Origin of the sequence: Nonomuraea roseola, assembly GCF_039535395.1 — a bacterium.
In the GTDB taxonomy this organism is placed as follows: domain Bacteria; phylum Actinomycetota; class Actinomycetes; order Streptosporangiales; family Streptosporangiaceae; genus Nonomuraea; species Nonomuraea roseola.
Window position 1 is genome coordinate 236851 of the sequence record NZ_BAAAXC010000009.1, and the last position, 23095, is coordinate 259945.

Annotated in this window: 19 protein-coding genes and 1 pseudogene; 15 read left to right on the forward strand and 5 right to left on the reverse strand. The window is 70.4% G+C overall.

What is annotated here, in order from left to right:
* Nucleotides 1–124 precede the first annotated feature (124 nt).
* From ABFX55_RS10510 to ABFX55_RS10520, 3 genes are read left to right on the forward strand one after another with little or no spacing between them, the layout of a single operon-like run.
* On the forward strand, nt 125–448 hold the full coding sequence (locus ABFX55_RS10510; protein ID WP_346119960.1) for a hypothetical protein: 324 nt from the start codon (nt 125–127) through the stop codon (nt 446–448).
* 42 nt (nt 449–490) lie between these two features.
* Nucleotides 491–664 carry a hypothetical protein gene (locus tag ABFX55_RS10515; RefSeq protein ID WP_346119962.1) on the forward strand — a complete coding sequence of 58 codons (174 nt, stop codon included), beginning with the start codon at nt 491–493 and terminating at the stop codon, nt 662–664.
* Nucleotides 658–1620 (forward strand): helix-turn-helix domain-containing protein, encoded by a 963-nt coding sequence (locus ABFX55_RS10520; RefSeq protein ID WP_346119964.1) that lies wholly within the window; start codon nt 658–660, stop codon nt 1618–1620. The genes ABFX55_RS10515 and ABFX55_RS10520 overlap by 7 nt, the downstream gene beginning before the upstream one ends.
* Before the next feature lie 3 nt (nt 1621–1623).
* Here ABFX55_RS10520 and ABFX55_RS10525 read toward each other — a convergent pair whose 3' ends face one another.
* Entirely contained in the window at nt 1624–5124 is a 3501-nt protein-coding gene (locus ABFX55_RS10525; protein ID WP_346119965.1) for a S8 family peptidase, read from the reverse strand.
* A 248-nt stretch (nt 5125–5372) separates the two neighbouring features.
* Between ABFX55_RS10525 and ABFX55_RS10530 the strand changes: the two genes are divergently transcribed.
* The 4 genes from ABFX55_RS10530 (at nt 5373) to ABFX55_RS10545 (ending at nt 9465) form a co-directional block, all read left to right on the forward strand.
* The gene (locus ABFX55_RS10530) at nt 5373–5675 is read left to right on the forward strand and encodes a hypothetical protein (RefSeq protein WP_346119967.1); all 303 of its coding nucleotides are present in this window, start codon (nt 5373–5375) and stop codon (nt 5673–5675) included.
* 138 nt (nt 5676–5813) lie between these two features.
* Nucleotides 5814–6479, forward strand: a complete 666-nt coding sequence (locus ABFX55_RS10535; protein WP_346119969.1) for a hypothetical protein — start codon at nt 5814–5816, stop codon at nt 6477–6479.
* Nucleotides 6480–6595: 116 nt separating this feature from the next.
* Complete coding sequence (locus ABFX55_RS10540) at nt 6596–8212, forward strand: FAD-dependent oxidoreductase (protein ID WP_346119971.1); 1617 nt, start codon at nt 6596–6598, stop codon at nt 8210–8212.
* Nucleotides 8213–8247: 35 nt separating this feature from the next.
* The gene (locus tag ABFX55_RS10545; RefSeq protein ID WP_346119972.1) at nt 8248–9465 is read left to right on the forward strand and encodes a cytochrome P450; all 1218 of its coding nucleotides are present in this window, start codon (nt 8248–8250) and stop codon (nt 9463–9465) included.
* A 103-nt stretch (nt 9466–9568) separates the two neighbouring features.
* Here ABFX55_RS10545 and ABFX55_RS10550 read toward each other — a convergent pair whose 3' ends face one another.
* Nucleotides 9569–10390 carry an SDR family oxidoreductase gene (locus tag ABFX55_RS10550; RefSeq protein ID WP_346119974.1) on the reverse strand — a complete coding sequence of 274 codons (822 nt, stop codon included), beginning with the start codon at nt 10388–10390 and terminating at the stop codon, nt 9569–9571.
* Nucleotides 10391–10450: 60 nt separating this feature from the next.
* Between ABFX55_RS10550 and ABFX55_RS10555 the strand changes: the two genes are divergently transcribed.
* Nucleotides 10451–11395: a helix-turn-helix transcriptional regulator gene (locus tag ABFX55_RS10555; protein ID WP_346119975.1), complete on the forward strand. Its 945-nt coding sequence runs from the start codon at nt 10451–10453 to the stop codon at nt 11393–11395.
* 103 nt (nt 11396–11498) lie between these two features.
* Here ABFX55_RS10555 and ABFX55_RS10560 read toward each other — a convergent pair whose 3' ends face one another.
* Nucleotides 11499–12488: a serine hydrolase domain-containing protein gene (locus tag ABFX55_RS10560; protein ID WP_346119976.1), complete on the reverse strand. Its 990-nt coding sequence runs from the start codon at nt 12486–12488 to the stop codon at nt 11499–11501.
* Between the two features lie 404 nt (nt 12489–12892).
* Here ABFX55_RS10560 and ABFX55_RS10565 point away from each other — a divergent pair, with 404 nt between their 5' ends.
* The 6 genes from ABFX55_RS10565 to ABFX55_RS10590 are packed head-to-tail and all read left to right on the forward strand — an operon-like array spanning nt 12893 to nt 19533.
* Nucleotides 12893–13243 (forward strand): bifunctional 3-phenylpropionate/cinnamic acid dioxygenase ferredoxin subunit, encoded by a 351-nt coding sequence (locus ABFX55_RS10565; RefSeq protein ID WP_346119977.1) that lies wholly within the window; start codon nt 12893–12895, stop codon nt 13241–13243.
* Entirely contained in the window at nt 13240–14412 is a 1173-nt protein-coding gene (locus tag ABFX55_RS10570) for an NAD(P)/FAD-dependent oxidoreductase (protein WP_346119978.1), read from the forward strand. Before ABFX55_RS10565 ends, ABFX55_RS10570 begins: the two co-directional genes overlap by 4 nt.
* A gap of 14 nt (nt 14413–14426) precedes the next feature.
* Entirely contained in the window at nt 14427–15512 is a 1086-nt protein-coding gene (locus tag ABFX55_RS10575; protein WP_346119980.1) for an S-(hydroxymethyl)mycothiol dehydrogenase, read from the forward strand.
* Complete coding sequence (locus tag ABFX55_RS10580) at nt 15512–16135, forward strand: MBL fold metallo-hydrolase (RefSeq protein ID WP_346119982.1); 624 nt, start codon at nt 15512–15514, stop codon at nt 16133–16135. Before ABFX55_RS10575 ends, ABFX55_RS10580 begins: the two co-directional genes overlap by 1 nt.
* A gap of 27 nt (nt 16136–16162) precedes the next feature.
* Complete coding sequence (locus ABFX55_RS10585) at nt 16163–17287, forward strand: aromatic ring-hydroxylating oxygenase subunit alpha (protein ID WP_346119984.1); 1125 nt, start codon at nt 16163–16165, stop codon at nt 17285–17287.
* Nucleotides 17263–19533, forward strand: coding sequence for an FdhF/YdeP family oxidoreductase (locus ABFX55_RS10590; protein ID WP_379479266.1), 2271 nt, complete (start codon nt 17263–17265; stop codon nt 19531–19533). Before ABFX55_RS10585 ends, ABFX55_RS10590 begins: the two co-directional genes overlap by 25 nt.
* Here ABFX55_RS10590 and ABFX55_RS10595 read toward each other — a convergent pair.
* On the reverse strand, nt 19530–20303 hold the full coding sequence (locus tag ABFX55_RS10595) for an IclR family transcriptional regulator (RefSeq protein WP_346119986.1): 774 nt from the start codon (nt 20301–20303) through the stop codon (nt 19530–19532). The two genes, ABFX55_RS10590 and ABFX55_RS10595, sit on opposite strands and share 4 nt — an antisense overlap.
* A 127-nt stretch (nt 20304–20430) precedes the next feature.
* On the opposite strand from ABFX55_RS10595, the gene betA reads away from it, so the two are divergent.
* Nucleotides 20431–22068 (forward strand): choline dehydrogenase, encoded by a 1638-nt coding sequence (gene betA / locus ABFX55_RS10600; RefSeq protein WP_346119988.1) that lies wholly within the window; start codon nt 20431–20433, stop codon nt 22066–22068.
* Between the two features lie 49 nt (nt 22069–22117).
* Here betA and purU read toward each other — a convergent pair.
* A pseudogene (gene purU / locus ABFX55_RS10605) lies at nt 22118–22982 on the reverse strand (formyltetrahydrofolate deformylase).
* Nucleotides 22983–23095 lie beyond the last annotated feature (113 nt).

Consider the following 23095-nt stretch of genomic DNA (forward strand, 5'->3'; position numbering starts at 1 on the left):
TACTCTCGGGTGCCCCCGGATACGGCCATGCGGGGTACTGAGCGTGCTTCGCGGCCGGAGTTGTGGGGATCGTACAAACGAGTCACGTCATGGAGGTCTCGGGCGCTCCTCTAGAGTCGCCCGGGTGACCGATCTCTCCTACCTCGCCGCCGTCCGGGAGTCGTACGACACGGTGGCCGCCGCCTACGTCGAACAGGTCATGACCCCGGCCGAGCTGGATCCGCTGTCACGCGCGATGCTGGCGGCGTTCACCGAGACCGTGCGGACGGCCGGCCGCAGGGCTGTCGCGGACGTGGGATGCGGGCCAGGCCGGGTGACGGCTGCTGGACCAGGCCGGGCTCGTCGCCACCGCGCGACTGGTGCAGGAGCCCGGCGAAGGAGCCAGAAGGGCTGCCGCCACCTTTCTCGCCCGAAAGCCCGAGCGGTCGTGAACTGCGGCTCTGGTTGAGCCCCCCTCTGGGACCGGCGCCGGCCTCCCTACAATGGCCGGGTGAACCACACCGTCCGGGTAGATGACCTCGAAGCGCCACGTCACGGTGCGGGCGTGCCCTCGGCCGCCAGGGCGTCCACCCAGGACGGCGAGAGACACGTGCGGCGCGACGTCGCCGCCTCGGCCCCGATCGTGCCGGAGATCCTCGACCGGATCTCCCGGATGACGTGCTGAGCGCCGCGGGGCTGGGCGCCGAGGAGGAGGCCGCCTACCGGCTCCTGGTCAGAACCGCCGGGGTGGAGCCCGCCGAGCTGGCGGCGGAGCTCGGCGTCGAGAGCGAGGAGGCGCGGCGGGCGCTCGGCTCCCTGCTCGCCAAGGGCCTGGCGCGAGCCGTACCAGGAGAGCCCGACAGGTTCACCGCCGTCGCGCCCGACGTGGCGCTCGCGGCCCGGCTGCACAGGCGGCAGGAGGAGGTCGACCGGGCAAGGCAGGCCGTGGAGCAGCTCACGGGGGAGTACCTGGCCCATTCGCGGCGCCGCGAGGCCGCCCAGCTGATCGAGGTGATCACCAGCAGGACGGCGCTGCGCGAGCAGTTGCGCCTGCTGCAGGACAACGCGCGGCACGAGGTCGTCAGCTTCTGCCGGGCCGGGCACGTGGCGATGACCTCACAGGAGAACACCGAGGAGCTGGCCGCGCTGGGACGTGGGGTGGGCTACCGCGTCATCTACGAAGGGGCGCTGCTGGAGGAGCCTGGCATGCTGGTCAACCTCGCCGACGGGATCAAGCTGGGTGAGCAGGCGCGCGCCCTGCCCACCCTGCCGGTGCGGATGATGATCGCCGACGGCGAGCTGGGCGTCCTCCCGCTGATCCAGCACACCGGCGGGCTGACCCAGCTCACCGCGGCGCTGATCAGGCCGAGCAGCCTGCTCGACGCGCTCAAGGCGCTGTTCGAGAGCCTCTGGGAGCGGGCCACCCCCGTCAGTCTCACCACCCCGGGCAGCCCGCTCGACTCCGACCACCTCTACCTGCTGTCGCTGCTGGTGGCGGGCGTGCCCGACAAGTCGATCGCCACGCAGCTGAAGGTGTCGCAGCGGACCGTCCAGCGCCGGATCACCCACCTGATGGAGCAGGCGGGCGCCCAGACCAGGATGCAGCTGGCCTGGCACGCCGCCCGTGAGCACTGGCTGTGACGGTCAGTACGCCCTGATCACCGTCTGCCTGACCTGGTTGCCGCCGGAATCGGTGGCGGTGACGCGCAGCGACGGATGCGGGCGAAGGACGACCGCGCTGTAGCGGCCGTGGCCGAGCGGGAGGACCGGCTGCCTGCGCCAGGTCGCCCCGTCGTCATAGGACACCTCCAGCCGCAGGTCCTTGGCGGTCAGCCCGCTCACTCCCTTCTGGTGCCGTACGGCGAAGCCGAGCAGTCCGGGCCGCACGTCGTAGTCGACCTGCAGCAGCGGCAGCACCTGCTGGCCCTGCTTCGACCTGAACGTCCAGGCCGTCTCGGTCGCGACCGCCGTCGTCCACTCCTCGGAGGTGCGCCTGGTGGACAGCTCCAGGCGGTACTCGGCCTCCTGCGGCACGGCGGGGAAGGCGCCCCAGGCGGCGTCGCGTTCCTCCACGAGCTTGCCGTCCCTCAGGAACCTGGCCGAGGCGCTGTCGTTGTCGACCCCCGCGCGGGAGACATGACCGGAGGCGTCGACGAACTCGGGGACGCGGATCTCCAGGGTGTCGCCCGTGCGGGTGGAGGGAGCCAGCCAGTCGGGGATGGCGGGCCGTACGACGGGCGCGTGCCAGCTCTCGCTGATCCGCTGACCGGGCTGGTAGGTGCGGGGCGGCTCGGTCAGCCCGTCCTGCAACCGGTTCATGTCGTCCCAGGTGTACTGGTGGTTGACGAGGTGCTGCCAGAAGGAGCCGTCCGCGCTGACGTACTCGGCCCGCCGCGACGGCGTCTTCACGATCCGCTGCTTCTCCATCTGGCTGCCCAGGGAGTAGGCCTGCCAGGGCCGCCAGCCGAACCGCTGCTCCTTGGCCCACCCGAACCCGCCAGCGTCCTGATATTTCGTGTCGATGCGGGCGGTGTTGCGGTTGCTCACCTCGTGCACGATCGTGTCCGGCACGTGCCCGCCGGAGACCTGCATGACGTCATAGAGGTACGGCGAGGCCATCGTCCCGCTGATGTCGAGCAGGGCGTGCCCCTTCCTGACGCGTTCGAGCAGCCGCTGCCCGTGGTCGTTGGCGATCAGCATGACGGGGATGGGCAGCCTCACGTTGGCCGGGCTCCATCCACGTGAGAGCGCGTCGTCGGGGGTCATCACGATGATCGCGGCGACCGCCCCCGCCTTCACCGCAGCCTCGGCGCCGGCTTCCCAGTCCAGAGAGTCCATCACGGCGACCTTGCCCCGCGCGCCGTCCGCTCCCTCGGCCAGCCGCCACAGGTGGCGGCCCTCCAGGCCGGGCGAGCCGCCCAGGAAGCCCATCGGGTACGTGGAACCCGCCACCCGGGCGGTGATCTTCGGAGCGATCAGCTGCCAGCGGGAGGCGAACTCGAACGTGCCCTCGCTGACCGGCTGGGTCGGCGAGACGTTGAGGCCCTCGACGACGTCGAAGTTCATGACGCCCTGGGAGATTTTGCGCGAGCCGAAGGCGCGGTGGGTGAAGTAGGTGAAGATGCCCACCTGCTCCACCGGCTCGCTAACCTTGACGGTGACGGGGCTGGTCCTGCGGTAGTCGAGGACCACCTCCAGGTCGCGGTCGACCTTGAGCTCCGGAATGACGACGAGCCCGTCGCGCGGGTGCATGCGGCCCCAGCCGCTCGCCAGGTTGATCGCCTGCGTCATGTAGGTGCCCTCGGAGACCTCCACGGTCAGGCCCTGCTCGGGCACCCAGGTGAAGACGTCGTCCTGCTGCGACGCGCCGAACATCGACAGGGTGTCGGTGCCGGTGGGCTTGCCCGCCGCGTCCACGGCGGTGAAGCGGACCGTGTGCTGCGGTCCCTTCCAGGTCAGTGCCAGCGTGGTGTGCACCGTCTCGGCTCCCGCGGTCGCCGTGACGTGCCCGCCGTACCTGCCGAAGGACAGCTTGGCCAGGTCCACGCGGACCTGGACCTCGGCGGTGCCGCCGGCCGCGACCGTGACGCTCTGCGCGCTGAGCACGGCGCCCTCGAGGCTGCTGGAGAGCGCGAGCGTGACCGGCGCCGCCGTGCCGTTGGTGTAGGTGATCGTGCCCTCGGCCGTGCCCGTCCCCTCATCCTTCTGGTGCTTGCCCAGGTTGACCACGCCCGTGGCCGTCACGCCCTGCCGCAGGGCGCGCGCCACGTCGAGCCTGCCCGCGCCCGCGTCGTCGACCTGCTGGCCGGCCACCGTCCTGGCCGAGCCCACCAGGGCGTCCTTGATCTGCCCCGCCTTCCACTCCGGATGGCGCTGCTTGAGGATCGCGGCGGCCCCCGCCACGTGCGGAGTGGCCATGGAGGTGCCCGACGCGGCCGTGTAGTGCTCGTCGACGGGCTGGCCCATGCCGGTGCCTGCCGCCCTGGCCGCGACGATGCCCACGCCAGGCGCCGTGAGGTCCGGCTTGGGCGCGTCGTCCAGGCGCGGACCCCTGCTGGAGAAGTCGGCGATGGCGTCCTTGCCGTCCACGGCGCCGACAGTCAGCGCGGAGGTGGCCGCTCCCGGGCTGCCCACGGAGTAGGCCGCGCCGTCGTTGCCCGCCGCGACCACGAAGAGCGCACCGGTCCGCTCGGTGAGATTGTCGACGGCGACGCTGAGCGGGTCGGTGCCGTCGGTGACGCCACCGCCGAGGCTCATGTTGATCACCGACGCTCCCTCGGCGGCGGCCCACTCCATGCCCTCGATGACGCCGGACAGGGTGCCTGACCCGTCGTCGCCGAGCACCTTGCCGATGATCAGCTCCGCGCCGGGGGCGACGCCCTTCTTTCCGATCCCGCCCGCGATGGTGGCGGCCACGTGGGTGCCATGCCCGTGGGCGTCGTTCACGTTCTCGTCACCGGTGAACACCTTGGTCTGCTTCACCCGGCCCGCGAGGTCCCGGTGGGCGGCGTCGACCCCGGTGTCGAGGACGGCGACCTTGACGCCCTTGCCGTCGAACCCGGCCTGCCACGCCTCAGGCGCGCCCACCTGCGGCACGCTGTGATCGAGCGAGACCTTGACCTTGGCGTCGAGCCAGATCTTCGCCACGCCCTGGGACAGGCTCGCCCGCTCCTCGTCCAGGGACTTCCACAGCCGGCCGATCGTGCGCTTGTCGGCCGAGACGGCCCGCCCGTTGACGCTCTCCAGCGGAGTCGCGGTCCTGGTGGCCATGCCGTCGTAGACGAACAGCAGCGGCAGCTTGTCCGTCTTCGCGTCGTCGTAGCCCTGCTCGATCAGGCCGGTGACGGAGAACAGGCTCGGATCCAGCCGCTTGGCCGCCAGGTAGGGCACCATGTCGGCGGGAAGGACCCGCAGCTCGCCGTTCTCCTCGGTGGTGTGGAAGCCCATCCGGTCACGGCCGGGCCCCGGCTTCACCTCCACCGCGCGCCTGCCCTGCTCCGACTCCCTCACGGTCACCACATCGCCGGTGATCAAGGTGACGCGGTGGACGCCGGAAGCGGCAGGCTGCGCCGCCGCGGGCGACGGGGGGCTCAGCAGGGCGGCGGCGGATACTCCCACCGCCGCCACATGTGCGGACCAGTGCATGGGGGGTGAACCTCTCGTATCAACAACTAGTGATCACGAGAGTGGGCGATGGCGGGCTCTGCCCGCCAGCATTCGGACCTGCCGTTTGTCTGCCATGTCGCTAATGCGACAGCGGCCGTCGGGGTTGTCCTCGCGCGCGGTGTTGGCAAGGCGGCCGCGCACCCCCAAGGGCGGGTGCCGTCAGCTCACCCTCCCGCGCCGTCACCTGCGGCGCCAGCGCCACAGAGTTCACCGCCAACCTCGGTGACATGGACGACTCCTTCAGCGTCGGCGTCTCCTTCCGAGGCACCGTCAGCGGCCAGAACGGCAACGACAGCCTCATCGCCGGCGCCGGCTCGTCCACCGGCAGAGCCATCACCTGGAGCGGCGGCGCCGGCATCGACACCGTCTCCTACAAGAGCAGCAGTCTTTCGGTACGGGTCAGCCTGGACAACCAGGCCAACCTGGCGGCCGACGGCGACCTGAACTGCGGGCTCGGCGTCGACGAGATCGTCCTCGACAAGGCCGTCGACCCCCGGCCTGTCGGCTGCGAGACCGTGCAGGAGTTCTGATCATCCCCTGGCCCTGGCGTTCATCGGAGCGGCAGGGCCCCCGGCCGTAGCATGGCCGCGACGAGCGTCGCGATTACACAGCGTAGCGAATGGATACGTAGCGTCCGACGGAACGTGCGCCGCCGAAAGAAGGATCACATGAGCAGTTCCGAGCCGCCGGCGAAGCGGCTCAGGACGCCTCGCGCCGCAGGGGTGGCGGGGATCCTCGCCGCCCTGCTGCTGGGCGGCGCCATGGTCCTGGTGCGGCTGTCGATACCCGAGCACCCGCTCGACCTGACCGCCTATCTCGCCAGGACCTCGAGCCGCCAAGCCCTCCGGGTGGCGCTGGAGCTCCTGCCGTACGGCGGGATCTTCTTCCTGTGGTTCACCGGCGCCCTGCGGGACTTCATCGGCATACGCGAAGACCAGTTCTTCGCGACTGTCTTCCTCGGCTCTAGCCTGCTGTACGTGGCGCTGCTGCTCGTCTTCGGCGCGACGGGACGCGCCTATATGGACACGATCGATGCGATGAAGGACGCCGGCCGGCAGGGCGACTTCCACCACTACGGGCGCTACCTCACGATCAGCCTCCTCACCGAGTACGCGCCGCGCATGGCCGCGGTGTTCACGCTGATCACCACGACCATCGCGGCCCGCCTGGGCCTCTTCCCCCGCTGGCTCCTCGCGCTCGGCTACGTCGTCGGGGCGATGCTCCTGCTGGTCGTCAGCACGGTCACCTGGGCGGAGCTGCTGTTCCCTGTCTGGGTCCTGGTCGTCGGCTGCTTCCTGCTCGCCTTCCACCGGCGGCGGACTGCGTCCGCTTGACCGCGAAAATACCCTCTCCATGGCACTTCGTCGCTTATCGCCGAGAAGGAGTCGGGTAAGGGGGTGACAGATCGGCCTGGTGGCGTATGCCGGCCCGGATCGACGGGGGAGTGGCTGTGAGGGTTGTCGTTGATCTCACGCGCTGTCAGGGCTACGGACAGTGCGTCTTCCTGGCGCCGGACGTGTTCACGATGCACGGCCAGGAGGCGCTCATGTACGACACCGACCCTGACGACGCCCAGCGCGAGCACGTCCTGAGGGCCGCCGCGGCCTGCCCTGTCCAGGCGCTCCACGTCGACAGGATGGCCACCCAGCACAGGACCGTGGAGCCCGAGCTGCGCCACCCGACCAGCGACGTCGACGGGGAGTTCAAGCGCAACGGGCACATCGTCATCGTCGGCGCCTCACTCGCCGGGGGCCGGGCCGCGGGCGTCCTGCGCAGGGACGGCTTCAAGGGCAAGGTGACCCTCATCGGGGACGAGAAGCACCAGCCCTACGATCGGCCGCCGCTGTCCAAGCAGGTGCTGACCGGCTGGGTGGACGCCGAGCACACCATGCTTCCCCACCTGCGGGAGATCGAGGTCGAATGGCTGGCGGGAACCCCCGCGACAGCACTCGACATCGGCGCCAAGCAGGTGACCCTCGCCGACGGCCGGCAGATCGGCTTCGACAAGGTGCTGATCGCCACCGGCGCGCGCGCCAGGCCGTGGCCCAAGGAGGCCGAGGCGGCGCTCGACGGCGTGTACGTGCTGCGCACGCTCGACGAGGCGGACCGGATGCGCAGGAGGCTGGCCGCAGGCGTCAACCGGGTGCTGATCATCGGGGCGGGGTTCACCGGCTCGGAGGTGGCGTCGGTCTGCCGCGGCCTGGGCCTCGAGGTGACCGTCGTCGAGGCGGGGCCCGCGCCGCTGGTCGGCGCGCTCGGCAAGGTGATCGGCGACATCGCCGCCGGCATGCAACGCGACGCGGGCGTGGATCTGCGCTGCGGGGTCACGGTCACCGAACTGGTGGGGGACGAGCAAGGACGGCTGACCGGCGCGCGGCTGTCCGACGGAGGCACGGTCGAGGCCGACATGGCGGTGGTCGCGCTCGGCGCGGTCCGCAACGTCGAATGGCTGGAAGGCTCGGGCCTCGCGGCAGGCCCCTGGGGGGTGGCCACCGACGCGGGCTGCCGCGCCGTCGACATCAACGGCCTGGTCACCGATGACATCTTCGTCGCCGGTGACGTGGCGCGGTTCCCGCACCCGGTCTACCACTACCAGTTCATGTCGCTGGAGCACTGGGGCAACGCCGTCGCCCAGGCGGAGATCGCCGCCCACAACATGCTCAGCGACCAGGCTCATCGCTGGCCGCACCTGTCGCTGCCGGTCTTCTGGTCCAACCAGTTCGACACCAACATCAAGTCGGTCGGCGTGACGAGCATCGCCGACGAGGTCGTGATCGCACAGGGCTCGGTGGAAGAGCGCCGGTTCGTCGCCGTGTACGGCTACAAGGGCAGGATCACCGCCGCGGTCACCTTCGACCAGGCGATGTGGCTGGACTTCTACCGGGATCTCATCGAGCGGGCCGCACCGTTCCCGCCCGACTACCGCATGGTCGGCAGGCCCGACGAGATGCGGCCCGTCCCGGCCGAGGTGCCGCAGCGGATGGCGCCCGCGGCGGGCGCGACCGTGGTGGTGACGGGTCATGACCCGGCCGAACGTCGCGTCTCTCTCGTACGGCAGCAGCCGTAGGACCCCACGAACCACCAGACAGGGGAGGCACCTTCGTGGAGCCGGCAAGCATCTACGCGCAGATCCACCAGTTCACCAACCGGGCGAACCCGTACCGGCTGTACGCCGAGCTCCGCGAGACCCCCGTGGTGCGGCTGGAGGACGGCAGCTACGTCGTCAGCACCTACGAGGAGATCGTCGCACTGCTGCACGACCCGCGCGTCAGCTCGGACAAGCGGAAGCTGGCCCACCCGCCGCCCGGCGAGCCGCTGCCACCCTCCTTCATCGGCACCGACCCGCCCGAGCACGACCGGCTCAGGCGACTGGCGATGCGGCACTTCGGACCGCCCCACTCGCCGCGCGTGGTGGAGAGCATGCGCGGAGAGCTGCACGAGATCGTCAAGGACCTGATCGACGGCGTCGCAGGCAGGACGCAGGCCGACATCGTCGACGACATCGCCTACCCGTTCCCCGTCACGGTCATCTGCCGCCTGCTCGGGGTGCCGCGCGAGGACGAGCCCAGGTTCCACGCGTGGGCCGAGGAGATCGTCGAGACCCTCGGCCCCGGCGAGGGTGACCAGGACCAGCGAGCCAAGCGCCGCACGGCAGCCGTGCTCGCGCTGGCGACCTACCTGGGGGAGCTCGCCCAGGCCCACCGCAGGAACCCTGGCGACGACCTGCTGTCCGGACTGGCGACCTACGAAGGCCCCGACGGCTCGCTGTCGGATACCGAGCTGATCACGACCGCCGCGCTGCTGCTGGTCGCCGGGCACGAGACCACGGTCAACCTCATCACCAACGGCATGCTGACCCTCCTGCGCAACCCCGGGCTGATCGAACGGATCCGCGACGAACCCGACCTGATCATCCACACCGTCGAGGAGCTGCTGCGCTTCGAGCCTCCGGTGCACTTCCTGCCGCAGCGCGTCGCCCTCGACGACATCACGATCGCGGGCGTCACCATTCCCAAGGGGTCGAGCATCGTCCTGGCACTCGCGTCGGGCAGCCGCGACCCCGCGCACGTGCACGATCCCGAGAGGTTCGACCCCGACCGTCCCTACATCCAGCACCTCGGGTTCGGCGGGGGGATCCACCACTGCTTCGGCGCGCCGCTGGCCCGCCTGGAGGCCCAGATCGCGCTGCGCGAGCTGGCGAAGCGGCTGGTGAACCCGCGCCTGGTCACCGACCCGCCGCCCTACCGCCCGAGTTCGACGCTGCGCGGGCCGCGCCACCTTCTCGTCGAGTACGACCGGGTCCTGCCGTACCAGCCGTGACCGCGCCCGGTGGTCTCCAGTGCTCCTGGGGAGATCGGATCGTGCACACCGTGACGGACCGAGAGCCGCGCGCCCGCCTCTGCCGGAGATCGCGGGCGTGTGCTCAGCGCTCTTGCCACACACCCCTGGCCGCGGCTTGCCTGGCGTAGGCGCCGAAGTCCTTTCCTGGACGTTCGAGGATCTTCTCCACGACCCCGGTGGGCTCGGCGTCACCCTGCGCCGCGGCGGAGGAGAAGTTCTCGATCAAGGTGTCGATCACCTCGTCCGGCGTGCCCTCGGCGCGCAGGGACTCGCGGTACGCGCCGGGGGTGCCGTCGAAGTGAACCGTGAGCCCGGTCGCGCGCTCGATGTGGTCGAGGGCCTCTCGAAATGACAACGCCCTCGGACCGGTCAGGGGCAGGATCTGCCCGATGTGATCCTCCCGGATCAGTACCTGGGCCGCGACGGCGGCGATGTCGTCGGCGTCCACGAAGCCCTGGCGGGTCGAGCCCACGGGCACGCACAGGCGCCCGTCGAGGACGGCTTGGCGGAAGAAGGTCTCGAAGTCCTGGTTGAACCAGTCGGGGCGGACGATCGTCCACTCGCATCCGGACTCGCGTACCTGTCGCTCCGCCTCCTGGAGGTGGGTGACGTTCATGACATCGACGCCGCGGTCCGAGTGAAGGACCACCCTCCGCACCCCGCTTCGGCAGGCCTCCCGCATGAACGACTCAGGCAGGCCGGTCTGGTCCGGCAGGAGGACGTACATGGTGTGGACGCCGTCGAGGGCGGCGCTCCAGGTGTCCGGGATCGACCAGTCGAACCGGCACTCAGCGTGCCTGGTGGCGACCCTGACGCTGTGACCGGCGCCGCGTAGCCGGTCGGCGACCCGGCTCCCGACCGTGCCGGTGCCGCCCAGGACGAGGATGGGGGTGTTCATGGTCATGCTGACACGCTACAGACGGTCGCGGACGGATCCTGTCCTCATCTCAGGGTGAGATGGAGCATGGCTCATCCGACCGAACGCCTCTTCTCGCTGCTCTCCTGTCTGCAGTCAGGTCGTCCGATGTCCGGACGCGAACTCGCCGCTCGGCTGGACGTCGATGTCCGGACGGTTCGCAGGGACATCGCCAGGCTCAGAGGCATGGGTTACCGCGTCGACGCCGGACCCGGCCCGCACGGGGCGTACGAGCTGCGCGCCAGCGCGGCCATGCCGCCCCTGGTGCTCTCGGACGAAGAGGCCGTGGCGCTCGTTGTGGGCATGGCCCTGGCCACGGCCAGGTCAGGCCTGACCGGCACGGCGAGGAGCGCGCGGGTCGAAGACCCAGCCCAGAGCGCGCTGGGCAAGCTGATGCGGGTGCTGCCGCGCCCCCTGGCGGCGACGTGCCGGCGCGTCACCGAGACCCTGACCACCTCGCCCGAGGTCACGGTCTCCGTCGACGCGGGCCTCCTCGTCACCCTGGCACAGGGGGCCGAGCAGGGCAGGACCGCGGTGCTGGAGCTGAGCGACGGCACCACGCCAGAGGTGCAGCCCCACCGGCTGCTGCTTCGGCGCAGGCGGTGGTACCTGCTCGCGCGGGCTCACGGCACCTGGGCAGTCCACCGGTTGGACGGGATCCGGTCCTGCACCCTGACGCAGACGTCCTTCGCCCTTCACCCGCTCACCCCCGGCCGAGGAACGGAGGAGCTCGAGCGCCTCCTGCCCGACCGGCGGATCCGGGTACGCATCAGGTTCGAGGCCGACTCCGCCACCGTCATCGACCGCTTCCGCAACGAAGAGCCCGACGTCATCCAGGACGGTCCGCGGCACGTGATCCTGACCGCTCGCGTCGACTCGCTGGAGTGGGCGGCCATGCTCGCGACTCTCGTGGACGAGGCCTTCACGGTCCTCGAGCCGGACGAGCTGAGGCGGCGGTGCCACACCCTCGCCCGGCGTCTCGCCGACACCTGACCGAACGCCCTCGACCTGTCGCCACGGCGATCCGCGGCGGCTGCTCACCCCGGCCCAGGGGGCGCGGCCGCGGACGCGAGGCGCTGGGACGACAGGTCGCGGCTTATGAGGCCAAGGTCCGGAACAGGGTGGCGGCTGTGCCGTCCACGGATCGGGCGGTGCTGCTCAGCACGACGACACCGATCCGCCGCTCCGGGTCGAAGCCGACGTAGGAGGCGAAACCGCCGGTGCGCCCGTTGTGCCAGACCCGGCGGCCGCCACCGATCTTCGGATGCAGGAGGGTCTCCATCCAGCCGAGCTGGACGGCCTGCAACGGGTTGACGCGGTGCTCGGTCCGGCGGCTGAGGCCGATGGCCTCCTCGCGGCACTCGATCTGGGCCTGGAGAAAGGTGAGCAGGTCCGCCGCCGTCGAGCGGAGCCCGCCCGCCCCTGCCAGAGCGGCCATGTTCCAGGGCGGGGTCGGTCGACCGCGCCGCGTGTGTCCCTGGATGACGGGTTCGCCGAGGCTGGTCCTGGTCATGCCCAGCGGCTCGCACACGTCCTCGGTGACGAGCGTCGCGTAGTCGGTTCCCGCCCGGGTGGCCAGTGCCAGACCGAGCAGGCCGGCGCCGAGATTGGAGTACCGGAACCGGGCGCCTGGCAGGGAACGCAGACGGGTGTCGGCCAGCCCGGCGAGGATCGTGGCGTCGCCGTAGCGCGCGTAGGGGTCGCGGTTGCCGTTCGGAAACTCCCTGATCATCTGCCAGGTCGCCCCCTTGGGCAGGCGCGGCAGCCCGGAGGTGTGCTGCGCCAGATGCCGCAGCGACACCTCCCTGCCCTCGCGCGCGGGCATGGCGGTGCCCGCGGGCAACAGGTCGCGCACCGGCTCGTCCAGCCCCGCCGTACCTGCGACGACCTGCCTGGCCAGCGCCAGCGCGGTGAACACCTTGGTCACCGAGCCGATCTCGAACACGGTGTCGCCGTCGGGCGCGCCGGGCCCTGCGCCGCGGATCTCGGTGCGCCCTTCCGCGAGCACCCCCACCACCGCCGAGGACCGTCCGGCCGCCAGACCGCCTGCCGCCTCCTGGACGATCGACTCAAGATCGCGCCCCACGGGCACCCCTTCCGAACGACACTCAGACCGAACCACAGGAAGGGTACGGCTTCTCGACGAGAAGTCCTGATCGGGGCACCCCTGTCCCTTCGTCTGTCCCTTCGTCCGAACGACGAGTGACCGCAAGCGCCCTGGTGCCGACCGTGGCGGCCCCGCCGCGCCGGACCCGGCGCCGTCGTCGATCGGCTGTGGCGCCGATGGGCCCGCGGCTCCCGCGTGTCTCGGCGCGTCTGCGTCAACGCCCTGATCAGCGAGCTGCCACCCCGTTGGTGATCGCCGTCGCGACTTCGACAGCAAAAGGCGCACTTCTCGGGCAAACCGGTCTTGACATCCGCAACCCCACACCCGCACCCTGTTGCGTATAGCGCGAGATGTTTCTCTTTGTGAAACCGAGGTGTGACACGATGATCCCAGCGTGCCCACTTGCATCACTGCCGAGAGGCGAGGCCCTCCGCCTCGAAGCCGATCCGCCGATCGCCGTCTTCCACACCGAGGAAGGCGAGATCCTGGCCATCGACGACACCTGTACGCACCAGGATGCCTCGTTGGCCGACGGCTGGCTCGAGGGGTGCGAGATCGAATGCCCGCTGCACGCCTCGCGGTTCGACCTCCGTACGGGCCGGGTGGACGCCCCTCCTGCCAAGCGCCCGGTCCGCACCCACCAGGTGGTGATCGAGGACGACGTCATCTACGTCGTGCCGTCCGACGAGGAGCCGAACCTGCCGCCCGGCGTCACGCTGAAGGGGCAGGCGTGAACACCGTCTGCGTCGTGGGCGCCTCGCTGGCCGGACTCCTGACGGCCCGCGCCCTGCGCGGCCAGGGGTACACGGGCCGCCTCGTGCTCGTAGGGGAGGAGAGGCACCGCCCCTACGACCGGCCGCCTCTGTCCAAGGACTTCCTCAGGGGCGCCATCGGCGAGGCCGATCTCGCGCTGGAGGGCGAGGGAGAGGAGCTCGACGCCGAGTGGCGGCTCGGAGTGGCCGCGACCGCGCTCGACGCCGTCGCCCGCCGCGTCACGCTGAGCGACGCCACCTCGATCAGGGCCGACGGCATCGTGATCGCCACCGGGGCCTCCGCCCGCACGCTGCGGGGCTCACGGGGGCTGGCGGGTGTCCACACGCTGCGCACGCTCGACGACGCCCGCGCGCTCCGCCGCGAGCTGGGCAGCGGCAGGCGGCTGGTCGTGATCGGCGGCGGCTTCATCGGCGCCGAGGTGGCCGCCACGGCGTGTGAGCTCGGCCTGGACGTCACGCTCGTGGAGTCGGGGCCCGCGCCGCTGGCCGGCGTCCTCGGCGCCCCGATGGCGGAGGCGATCGCCACCCTGCACGAGAGGCGCGGCGTGCGCCTGGTGCGCGGCGCGTACGTCACGGAGCTGACAGGAGCGGGCAGGGTGGACGGCGTGCGGCTGGCCGACGGCACCCACCTGCCCGCCGACGTCGTAGTCGTGGGGATCGGCGCGATTCCCAACACCTCGTGGCTGGAGGGAAGCGGCCTCGAGCTCGGCGACGGCGTGCTCTGCGACGAGGGCGGCGGCACCCGCGTGCCCGGCGTCGTCGCGGTCGGCGACTGCGCGGCCTGGTTCGATCCCACGCAGGGCGGTCACCACAGGATCGAGCACTGGACCGGCGCGAGGCAGCGGGCCGCCGTCGCGGCGGCGACGCTGCTGTCGGGCGGCACGGCTCGCCCCGAGCCCGCCCGCCCCGCCTACTTCTGGTCCGACCAGTTCGACATCAAGATCCAGTTCATCGGGCACGCCGGGCACGCCGACTCGGTGACCGTGGAGGAGGGCGACCTCGCAGGCCACAGCTTCCTCGCCGTCTACCGGCAGGGTGAGCGACCTGTCGCGGTGCTGGGAGTCAACCAGGTCAGGTTGTTCACCCGATGGCGCCGCCACTTGGAGACCGCGCCGGTCCAGGCCGGCTGACACAGGAGTGAATCATGGCTCATGAAGTACGCGGCGTGGTCGCGACGGGCAAGGGCAGGCCGGTAAGCCTGGAGACGATCCTGGTTCCCGACCCAGGACCGGGCGAGGCGCTGGTGAAGGTGCAGGCGTGCGGCGTCTGCCACACCGACCTGCACTACCGCGAGGGCGGCATCAGCGACGACTTCCCCTTCCTGCTCGGACACGAGGCGGCGGGCGTGGTGGAGGCCGTCGGCCCCGACGTCAAGGACGTCGCCGTCGGCGACTTCGTCATCCTCAACTGGCGCGCGGTGTGCGGCTCCTGCCGCGCCTGCCTGCGGGGCCGCCCGCAGTACTGCTTCGCCACCCACAACGCCACGCAGAAGATGACGCTGAAGGACGGCACGCCGCTCAGCCCCGCGCTGGGGATCGGCGCCTTCGCAGAGAAGACGCTGGTGGCCGCGGGGCAGTGCACCAAGGTCGATCCCGCGGCCGCGCCCGCCGCGGCGGGGCTGCTCGGCTGCGGCGTGATGGCCGGCCTCGGCGCCGCCGTGAACACCGGCGCGGTCAGCCGCGGCGACTCGGTCGCGGTGATCGGCTGCGGCGGCGTGGGCAACGCGGCCATCGCGGGATCGCGGCTGGTCGGAGCCACCACGATCATCGCGGTGGACGTCGACGACCGTAAGCTCGACTGGGCCCGTGGGTTCGGCGCGACCCACACGGTGAACGCTAAGGAGAGCGATCCCGTCGAGGCGGTGAGGGAGCTCACCGGTGGGTTCGGCGCCGACGTGGTGATCGACGCGGTCGGCCGTCCCGAGACCTTCAAGCAGGCCTTCTACGCCCGCGACCTGGCAGGGACCGCCGTGCTCGTGGGCGTGCCCACCCCGGAGATGACGCTGGAGCTGCCGCTCCTCGACGTCTTCGGCCGCGGCGGCGCGCTGAAGTCCAGCTGGTACGGCGACTGCCTGCCGAGCCGTGACTTCCCCCTGCTGATCTCGCTCTACCTGCAGGGCCGCTTCGACCTCAACGCCTTCGTCACCGAGACCATCGCCCTCGACGACGTCGAGGCCGCCTTCACCAAGATGCACCACGGCGACGTCCTGCGCTCGGTGGTGGTGCTGTGATGGGCGTCGAGCGGCTGGTCACCTCGGGGACGTTCAGTCTGGACGGCCAGACGTGGGACGTCGACAACAACGTGTGGCTTCTCGGTGACGACGACCAGGTGCTGGTCATCGACGCGGCTCACGACGCGGACGCGATCGCGGCGGCCGTCGGCGATCGCAGGCTCCTGGGCATCGTGTGCACCCACGCCCACGACGACCACGTGAACGCCGCCCCTCTGCTGGCCGCCCGCACCGGCGCGCCGGTCTACCTGCACCCCGACGACCAGGTGCTGTGGAAGCTCACCCACCCGGTCGCCACTCCCGACAGGGCGCTGGCCAACGGGCAGATCATCAGAGTCGGCGACAGCGCCGTCCATGTCCTTCACACCCCAGGGCACGCTCCGGGCGCCGTCTGCCTGTACGTGCCCGAGCTGGGCGTCCTGTTCTCCGGCGACACGCTCTTCCGCGGCGGCCCCGGGGCGACGGGCAGGTCGTACAGCGACTTCCCGACGATCATCTCGTCCATCAGCCGAACGCTGCTCACGCTGCCGGCCGAGACCGTGGTTTACACCGGCCACGGCGACGACACCAGCATCGGAGCCGAGGCTCCGCAGCTCGAGGACTGGATCCGCCGAGGGCACTGACCCGGCCCGTACCAGAGGAGTACTCCCGTGACGACCTCAAGCCCCGCCACCACCTCCAGCGTGATCCCCACCCTGCCCGGCCACTACTACACCGATCAGGAGCTGTTCGCGCGGGAGCAGAAGAACATCTTCGAGGCGATGTGGTTCTGCGTGGTGCGCTCGTCCGACCTGCCGAAGCCGGGATCGTTCAAGACGGTCCAGGTCGGCGGCGAGAACATCCTGGTCACCAGGGCGCGCGACAGGACGGTACGCGCCTTCTTCAACGTCTGCAGGCACCGTGGCGCGCAGCTGTGCGCCGAGGAGTCAGGCGAGGTCAAGCGGGCCTTCCAGTGCATGTACCACGCATGGACCTACGACCTCGACGGCAAGCTGATCGCCGCGCCCAACCTCACCAAGATGGCCGATCTCGACCGTGTCGAGTACGGGCTGGTCAAGGTGCACGTCCGTGAATGGCTCGGCTACGTGTGGGTCTGCCTGGCCGACGAGCCGCCCTCCTTCGAGGAGGAGGTGCTCGGCGCCGTGACCGAGCGGCTCGGCGCCCTCGAGCTGATCGACAACTACGACGTGGCGGGGCTCGAGGTCGGCCGCAGGATCGTCTACGACGTGAAGGCCAACTGGAAGCTCATCATCGAGAACTTCATGGAGTGCTACCACTGCGCCACGATCCACCCGGAGCTGACCGAGGTGCTGCCCGAGTTCGCCGACGGCTACGCGGCGCAGTACTTCGTCGGGCACGGCGCGGAGTTCGGCGAGGAGATCCGCGGCTTCACCGTGGACGGCTCCGAGGGGCTCGACCGCATCCCCGGCGTGAGCGAGGACCAGGACCGGCGCTACTACGCGATCACGATCAAGCCGCAGGTTTTCATCAACCTGGTTCCCGATCATGTCATCGTGCATCGTATGTTTCCCTTGGCGGTCGACAGGACCGTCGTCGAATGTGACTGGCTCTATCTTCCCGGCGTGGTGGCGAGCGGAAAGGACCTCGACAAGTCCGTCGAGCTCTTCCACCGCGTCAACGAGCAGGACTTCGAGGCGTGCGAGCGCTGCCAGCCCGCGATGGGCTCGCGCACGTACGCCAAGGGAGGCGTGCTCGTGCCGAGCGAGCACCACATCGGCGCGTTCCACGAATGGGTACAGGACAGGATCGGCTGACAGTGGTTCGAAAGGCGCCGCGCGACGATGCGGGCGACGAGGGCATGCGGGTCGTCCCGCCCAAGGACTGGGCGGGCGGCCTGCCGGCCGTGGCCCACGCGATGGAGACGGCCTATCGCCAGATGGGGGTGGGCCGCACCGCGCTGACCCTGCTCCAGGTCAACCAGAAACGCGGCTTCGACTGTCCCGGCTGCGCCTGGCCCGAGGGTGAGCACCGCAGTCCCGCCGAGTTCTGCGAGAACGGCGCCAAGGCCGTCGCGGAGGAGGCCACCACGCGAAGGGTCGGGCGGGAGTTCTTCGCCGCCCATCCCGTGGGCGAGCTGGCCGTCCGCAGCGACCACTGGCTCGGCCAGCAGGGCAGGCTCACCGAGCCCATGCACAAGCCTGCGGGCTCCGACCACTACGTGCCGATCGCGTGGGAGGCCGCCTTCGAGATCATCGCCAGGGAGTTGCGCGCGCTCGGCGGCCCCGACGAGGCGGTCTTCTACACCTCGGGCCGCACCTCCAACGAGGCCGCGTTCGTCTACCAGCTGCTCGTGCGCCGCTTCGGCACCAACAACCTGCCCGACTGCTCCAACATGTGCCACGAGTCGAGCGGCTCGGCGCTCAACCAGACGCTCGGCATCGGGAAGGGCACGGTGTCGCTGGAGGACCTGCACAGGGCGGAGCTCATCTTCGTCGTGGGGCAGAACCCCGGCACCAACCATCCCCGCATGCTCACGGCGCTGGAGCGGGCCAAGCGGGGAGGGGCCCGCATCATCGCGGTCAACCCGCTGCCCGAGGCGGGCCTGCTGCGCTTCAAGAACCCGCAGAAGCCCTCCGGCCTCGGCAGGGGCACCGCGCTCGCCGACCGCTTCCTGCAGATCCGGCTCAACGGGGACATGGCGCTGTTCCAGGCGCTGTCCCTGCTCCTGCTCGACTCCGCCGACCGGGAGTTCATCGACCGGCACACCCACGGTGTCGAGGACTGGGAGCGCCACCTGCGCGCGCTCGACTGGGAGCGGGTGCTGGAGGCCACCGGCCTGTCCATGGCCGAGCTCGAGGCGACGGCCGAGGACGTGCGGGCGGCTGGTTCGGTCGTCGTGTGCTGGGCCATGGGGCTGACCCAGCACCGCAACTCCGTGGCCACGATCAGGGAGGTCGTGAACTTCCTGCTGCTGCGCGGCAACGTGGGCAGGAGCGGCGCGGGCGTCTGCCCGGTGCGAGGGCACTCCAACGTCCAGGGCGACAGGACCATGGGCATCTACGAGAAGCCGTCACAGGCGTTCCTCGACGCGCTGGGCAAGGAGTTCGGGTTCTCGCCGCCAGGCCACCACGGGCTCGACACCGTGGAGGCGATCAGGGCCATGCGCGACGGTTCGGCCAAGGTGTTCGTCGGGATGGGCGGCAACTTCGTCAGGGCCACCCCCGACAGCGACGTCACCGAGGCGGCGCTGCGCCGTACCCGGTTGACCGTGCAGATCTCGACCAAGCTGAACCGCTCGCACGCGGTGTGCGGCAGGGAGGCGCTCATCCTTCCCACGCTCGGCCGTACCGAGCGAGACCCCGCCGGCTTCGTGACCGTCGAGGACTCGATGGGCCTGGTGCACGCCTCCACGGGCCGGCTCAGACCCGCCTCCGCCGACCTGCTGTCCGAGGTGGCCATCGTCTGCCGGCTGGCGGGCGCGCTGTTCGGCGACGACCCGCAGGTGCCGTGGGCCGGCTTCGAGCACGACTACGGCGCGATCAGAGACAGGGTGTCGCGGGTGATCCCCGGCTTCGAGGACTTCAACGCCCGCGCGCCCGGTGGCTTCTCGCTGCCCAACGCGCCGAGGGACGAGCGCAGGTTCCCCACCGCCACGGGGAAGGCCAACTTCACCGTCAACGCGCTCGAGGTGCTGCGGGTCCCGCCAGGCCGGCTGCTGCTGCAGACGGTCAGGAGCCACGACCAGTACAACACCACGATCTACGGGCTCGACGACCGCTACCGAGGGGTGAAGGCGGGACGCAGGGTCGTCTTCGTGCATCCGGACGATCTGGCCGAGCGCGATCTGGCCGACGGCGACCTGGTGGACCTGATCAGCGAGTGGCCGGACGGCGAGCGCAAGGCAGAGGGGTTCAGGGTGATCGCCTATCCGACGGCGCGCGGCTGCTGCGCGGCCTACTTCCCCGAGACCAACGTGCTGGTGCCGCTGGACTCGGTGGCCGAGACGTCCAACACCCCGACGTCCAAGAGCGTGGTGGTACGGCTGGAGCGGGCCGGCTAGCCCGCGTAGCCGAGGCGGCGGCTGATCTCGTCGGCGCCGCCGATGAGGACGGGGGCCAGCTCGTGCATGCGCTCGGCGCTGAAGCGGTAGGCGGGCCCCGAGGCGCTGACGGCCGCGACGACCTCTCCGTGGTAGGAGCGGATGGGCGCGGCCATGGCGTTGAGCCCCTCCTCCAGCTCCTCCAGGCAGAAGGCGTAGCCGGTGGAGAGCGCCTCGTTCAGCTGCCGCTCCAGCGCGTCGACCGCCGTGATCGTCCTGGGCGTGAAGCTCTGCAGCTGCCCGTCGGACAGCAGCTTGGCGCGCTGCCCGTCCTCCTGGTGGGCCAGCAGCACCTTGCCGCTGGAGGTGGCGTGCAGCGGCGTCACCTGGCCCACCCAGTTGTAGGCGGTGACCGCGGACGGGCCCCTGACCTGGTCGAGGTTGATCGCGTAGGAGGAGCGGAGCACGGCGATGTTCACCGTCTCGCCGATCGCCTCCGCCAGCCGCTGGCAGACGGCCCGCGCGCGCTGGGTGATGTCCATCTGCGTGCTGACCCCGCCGGCCAGCCTGATGATGCCGAAGCCGAGGCGGTACTTGCCCCGGTCCTCGGCCTGCTCGACGAGGCCGCGCGCCTCGAGCGCGCCGAGCAGCCTGAAGGCGGTCGACTTGTGGACGTCGATCTCGGCGGCCACCTCGCTGACCCCGGCCTCGCCCCGGCGCGAGAGGATCTCCAGCACGCTGATCGCCCGATCGACCGACTGCACGCCCCCGCTGCTCGAGTCGTTGCTCATAGCGAAACTGTAAGTGCTGAAGGCAACCGAGTCGAACCCATCCCCAAAAGATCTCCTGTTGCGACTAGTGCAACACAATGCGCAGGGCGCTACGATTCGGTGAAACGCGCGAGCGAGACGAGGCAACATGACGTCACAGCACTACGACTTCGTCATCGTCGGAGGCGGCTCGGCGGGCAGCGCCCTGGCCAACCGGCTCTCCGCGGACCCCGCCACGCGGGTGCTGGTCCTCGAGGCCGGCCGTCCTGACTATCCGTGGGACGTCTTCATCCACATGCCCGCGGCCCTGCCCTTCCCCATCGGCAACCGCCTCTACGACTGGAAGTACGAGTCGGAGCCCGAGCCGCACATGCACGGCAGGCGCATCTACCATGCGCGCGGTAAGGTGCTCGGCGGTTCCAGCAGCATCAACGGGATGATCTTCCAGCGCGGCAACCCCCTCGACTACGAGCGGTGGGGCGCCGACCCGGGGATGAAGACGTGGGACTACGCCCACTGCCTGCCGTACTTCAAGCGGATGGAGAACTGCCTGGCCGATCCCGGCACGCCCTTCCGCGGCCACGACGGGCCGCTTGCGCTGGAGCGGGGGCCGGCGAGCACGCCGCTCTACGACGCCTTCTTCGAGGCCGTGCAGCAGGCGGGCTACCCGCTCACCGACGACGTCAACGGCTACCGCCAGGAGGGCTTCGCCCGCTTCGACCGCAACATCAGGCGCGGCCGCAGGCTCAGCGCGGCCCGCGCCTACCTGCACCCCGTCATGAAGCGCCCCAACCTCACCGTCAAGACGCGCGCGCTGGTGACGCGGGTCATCTTCGAGGGCAGGCGCGCCGTCGGCGTGGAGTACGACGGCGGAGCCGTCAGGGCGGGCGAGGTCATCCTGTGCGGAGGCGCGATCAACTCGCCGCAGCTCCTGCAGCTGTCCGGCATCGGCAACGCGCGGGAACTGGGCGCCCTGGGCATCGACGTGGTGCACGACCTGCCGGGCGTGGGGGAGAACCTCCAGGACCATCTCGAGGTCTACATCCAGCACGGCTGCGGCCGGCCGGTCTCCATGCAGCCGAACCTGCAGAAGTGGCGCCATCCGTGGATCGGCGCGCAGTGGCTGTTCCTGCGGAGCGGGCCCGGCGCGACCAACCACTTCGAGGCTGGCGGCTTCGTCAGGAGCAACGACGACGTCGACTATCCCAACCTGATGTTCCACTTCCTGCCCATCGCCGTGCGCTACGACGGCTCGGCGCCCACGGGAGGGCACGGCTACCAGGTGCACGTGGGGCCCATGTACTCCGACGCGCGCGGCTCAGTCAAGATCAAGAGCACCGACCCCCGGCAGCACCCCGCCCTGCGCTTCAACTACCTGTCGACCGAGCAGGACAGGCGGGAGTGGGTGGAGGCCGTCAGGGTGGCCCGCGACATCCTGCGCCGGCCCGCCCTCGGCGCCTACAGCACGGGCGAGATCTCGCCTGGCCCCTCGGTGGAGAGCGACGAGGAGATCCTCGACTGGGTCGCCAAGGACGGCGAGACGGCCCTGCACCCGTCCTGCACGGCCAGGATGGGCGTGGACGACCTGTCGGTGACCGACCCCGAGACGATGCGGGTGCACGGCGTCGACGGGCTGAGGGTGGTGGACGCCTCGGTCATGCCGTACGTCACCAACGGCAACATCTACGCGCCGGTGATGATGCTGGCCGAGAAGGCGGCCGACCTGATCCTCGGCAACACGCCGCTGCCGCCCGAGCCGACGGAGTTCTACCGCCACAGGGCATGAGGAAAGGCGGTGGGGGCCGGCACCCCCACCGCCTCGTCGCGCGGCGGGCTCAGCGGAAGACGACCGTCCTGTCCCCGTTGAGCAGCACGCGTTGCTCGCTGTGCCACTTGACGGCCCTGGCCAGCACCTGGGCCTCGACGTCCCGGCCGGCCGCGACCAGGTCCTCGGGGTCGAGCTCGTGGTCCACCCTCGCCACGTCCTGCTCGATGATGGGCCCCTCGTCGAGGTCGGCCGTGACGTAGTGGGCGGTGGCGCCGATGAGCTTCACCCCCCGCTCGTGGGCCTGGTGGTACGGCTTGGCGCCCTTGAAGCCCGGCAGGAACGAGTGGTGGATGTTGATGGCCCGGCCTTCCAGGCGCTTGCACATGTCGTCGGAGAGGATCTGCATGTAGCGGGCCAGCACCACCAGGTCCGCGTCGTACTCCGCCACCAGGTCGAGCACCTTGGCCTCGGCCTCCGCCTTGCCGTCAGCGGTGACGGGGACGTGGTGGAAGGGCACGCCGTAGGAGGTCGCGAGCGGCTCCAGGTCGGGATGGTTGGAGACGATCGCGGGGACATCGATGTTGAGGCCCCCCCACCTGCCTGCGGAACAGCAGGTCGTTCACGCAGTGGCCGAACTTCGACACCATGACGAGCGCCCTGGTGGGCGTCGCCGCGTCGTTGAGCTGCCAGGTCATCTGGAACGACTCGGCGACGTAGGCGAAGCCCTCGCGCAGCTCCTCCAGGCCGTCATGGGCGGCGAAGTGCACGCGCATGAAGAAGCCGCCGCCGCGCCGGTCGTTGAACTGCTTGCTCTGCAACATGTCACCGCGGTGCTGGACGAGGAAGCTGCTCACCGCGTACACGATGCCTGGCTTGTCCGAGCAGGAGACGGTGAGGATGAACTCGCGGCCTGGGCCTGGACGAGGGGACATCACACCTCCTTGTGTTGCGTATTACGCAAAATGGTGATGTATACGCAACAGCGTGGACGCGCGAGCGTCCGCTCGTCAAGAGGGGTGACTCGGGATAAACGGAATCACAACGT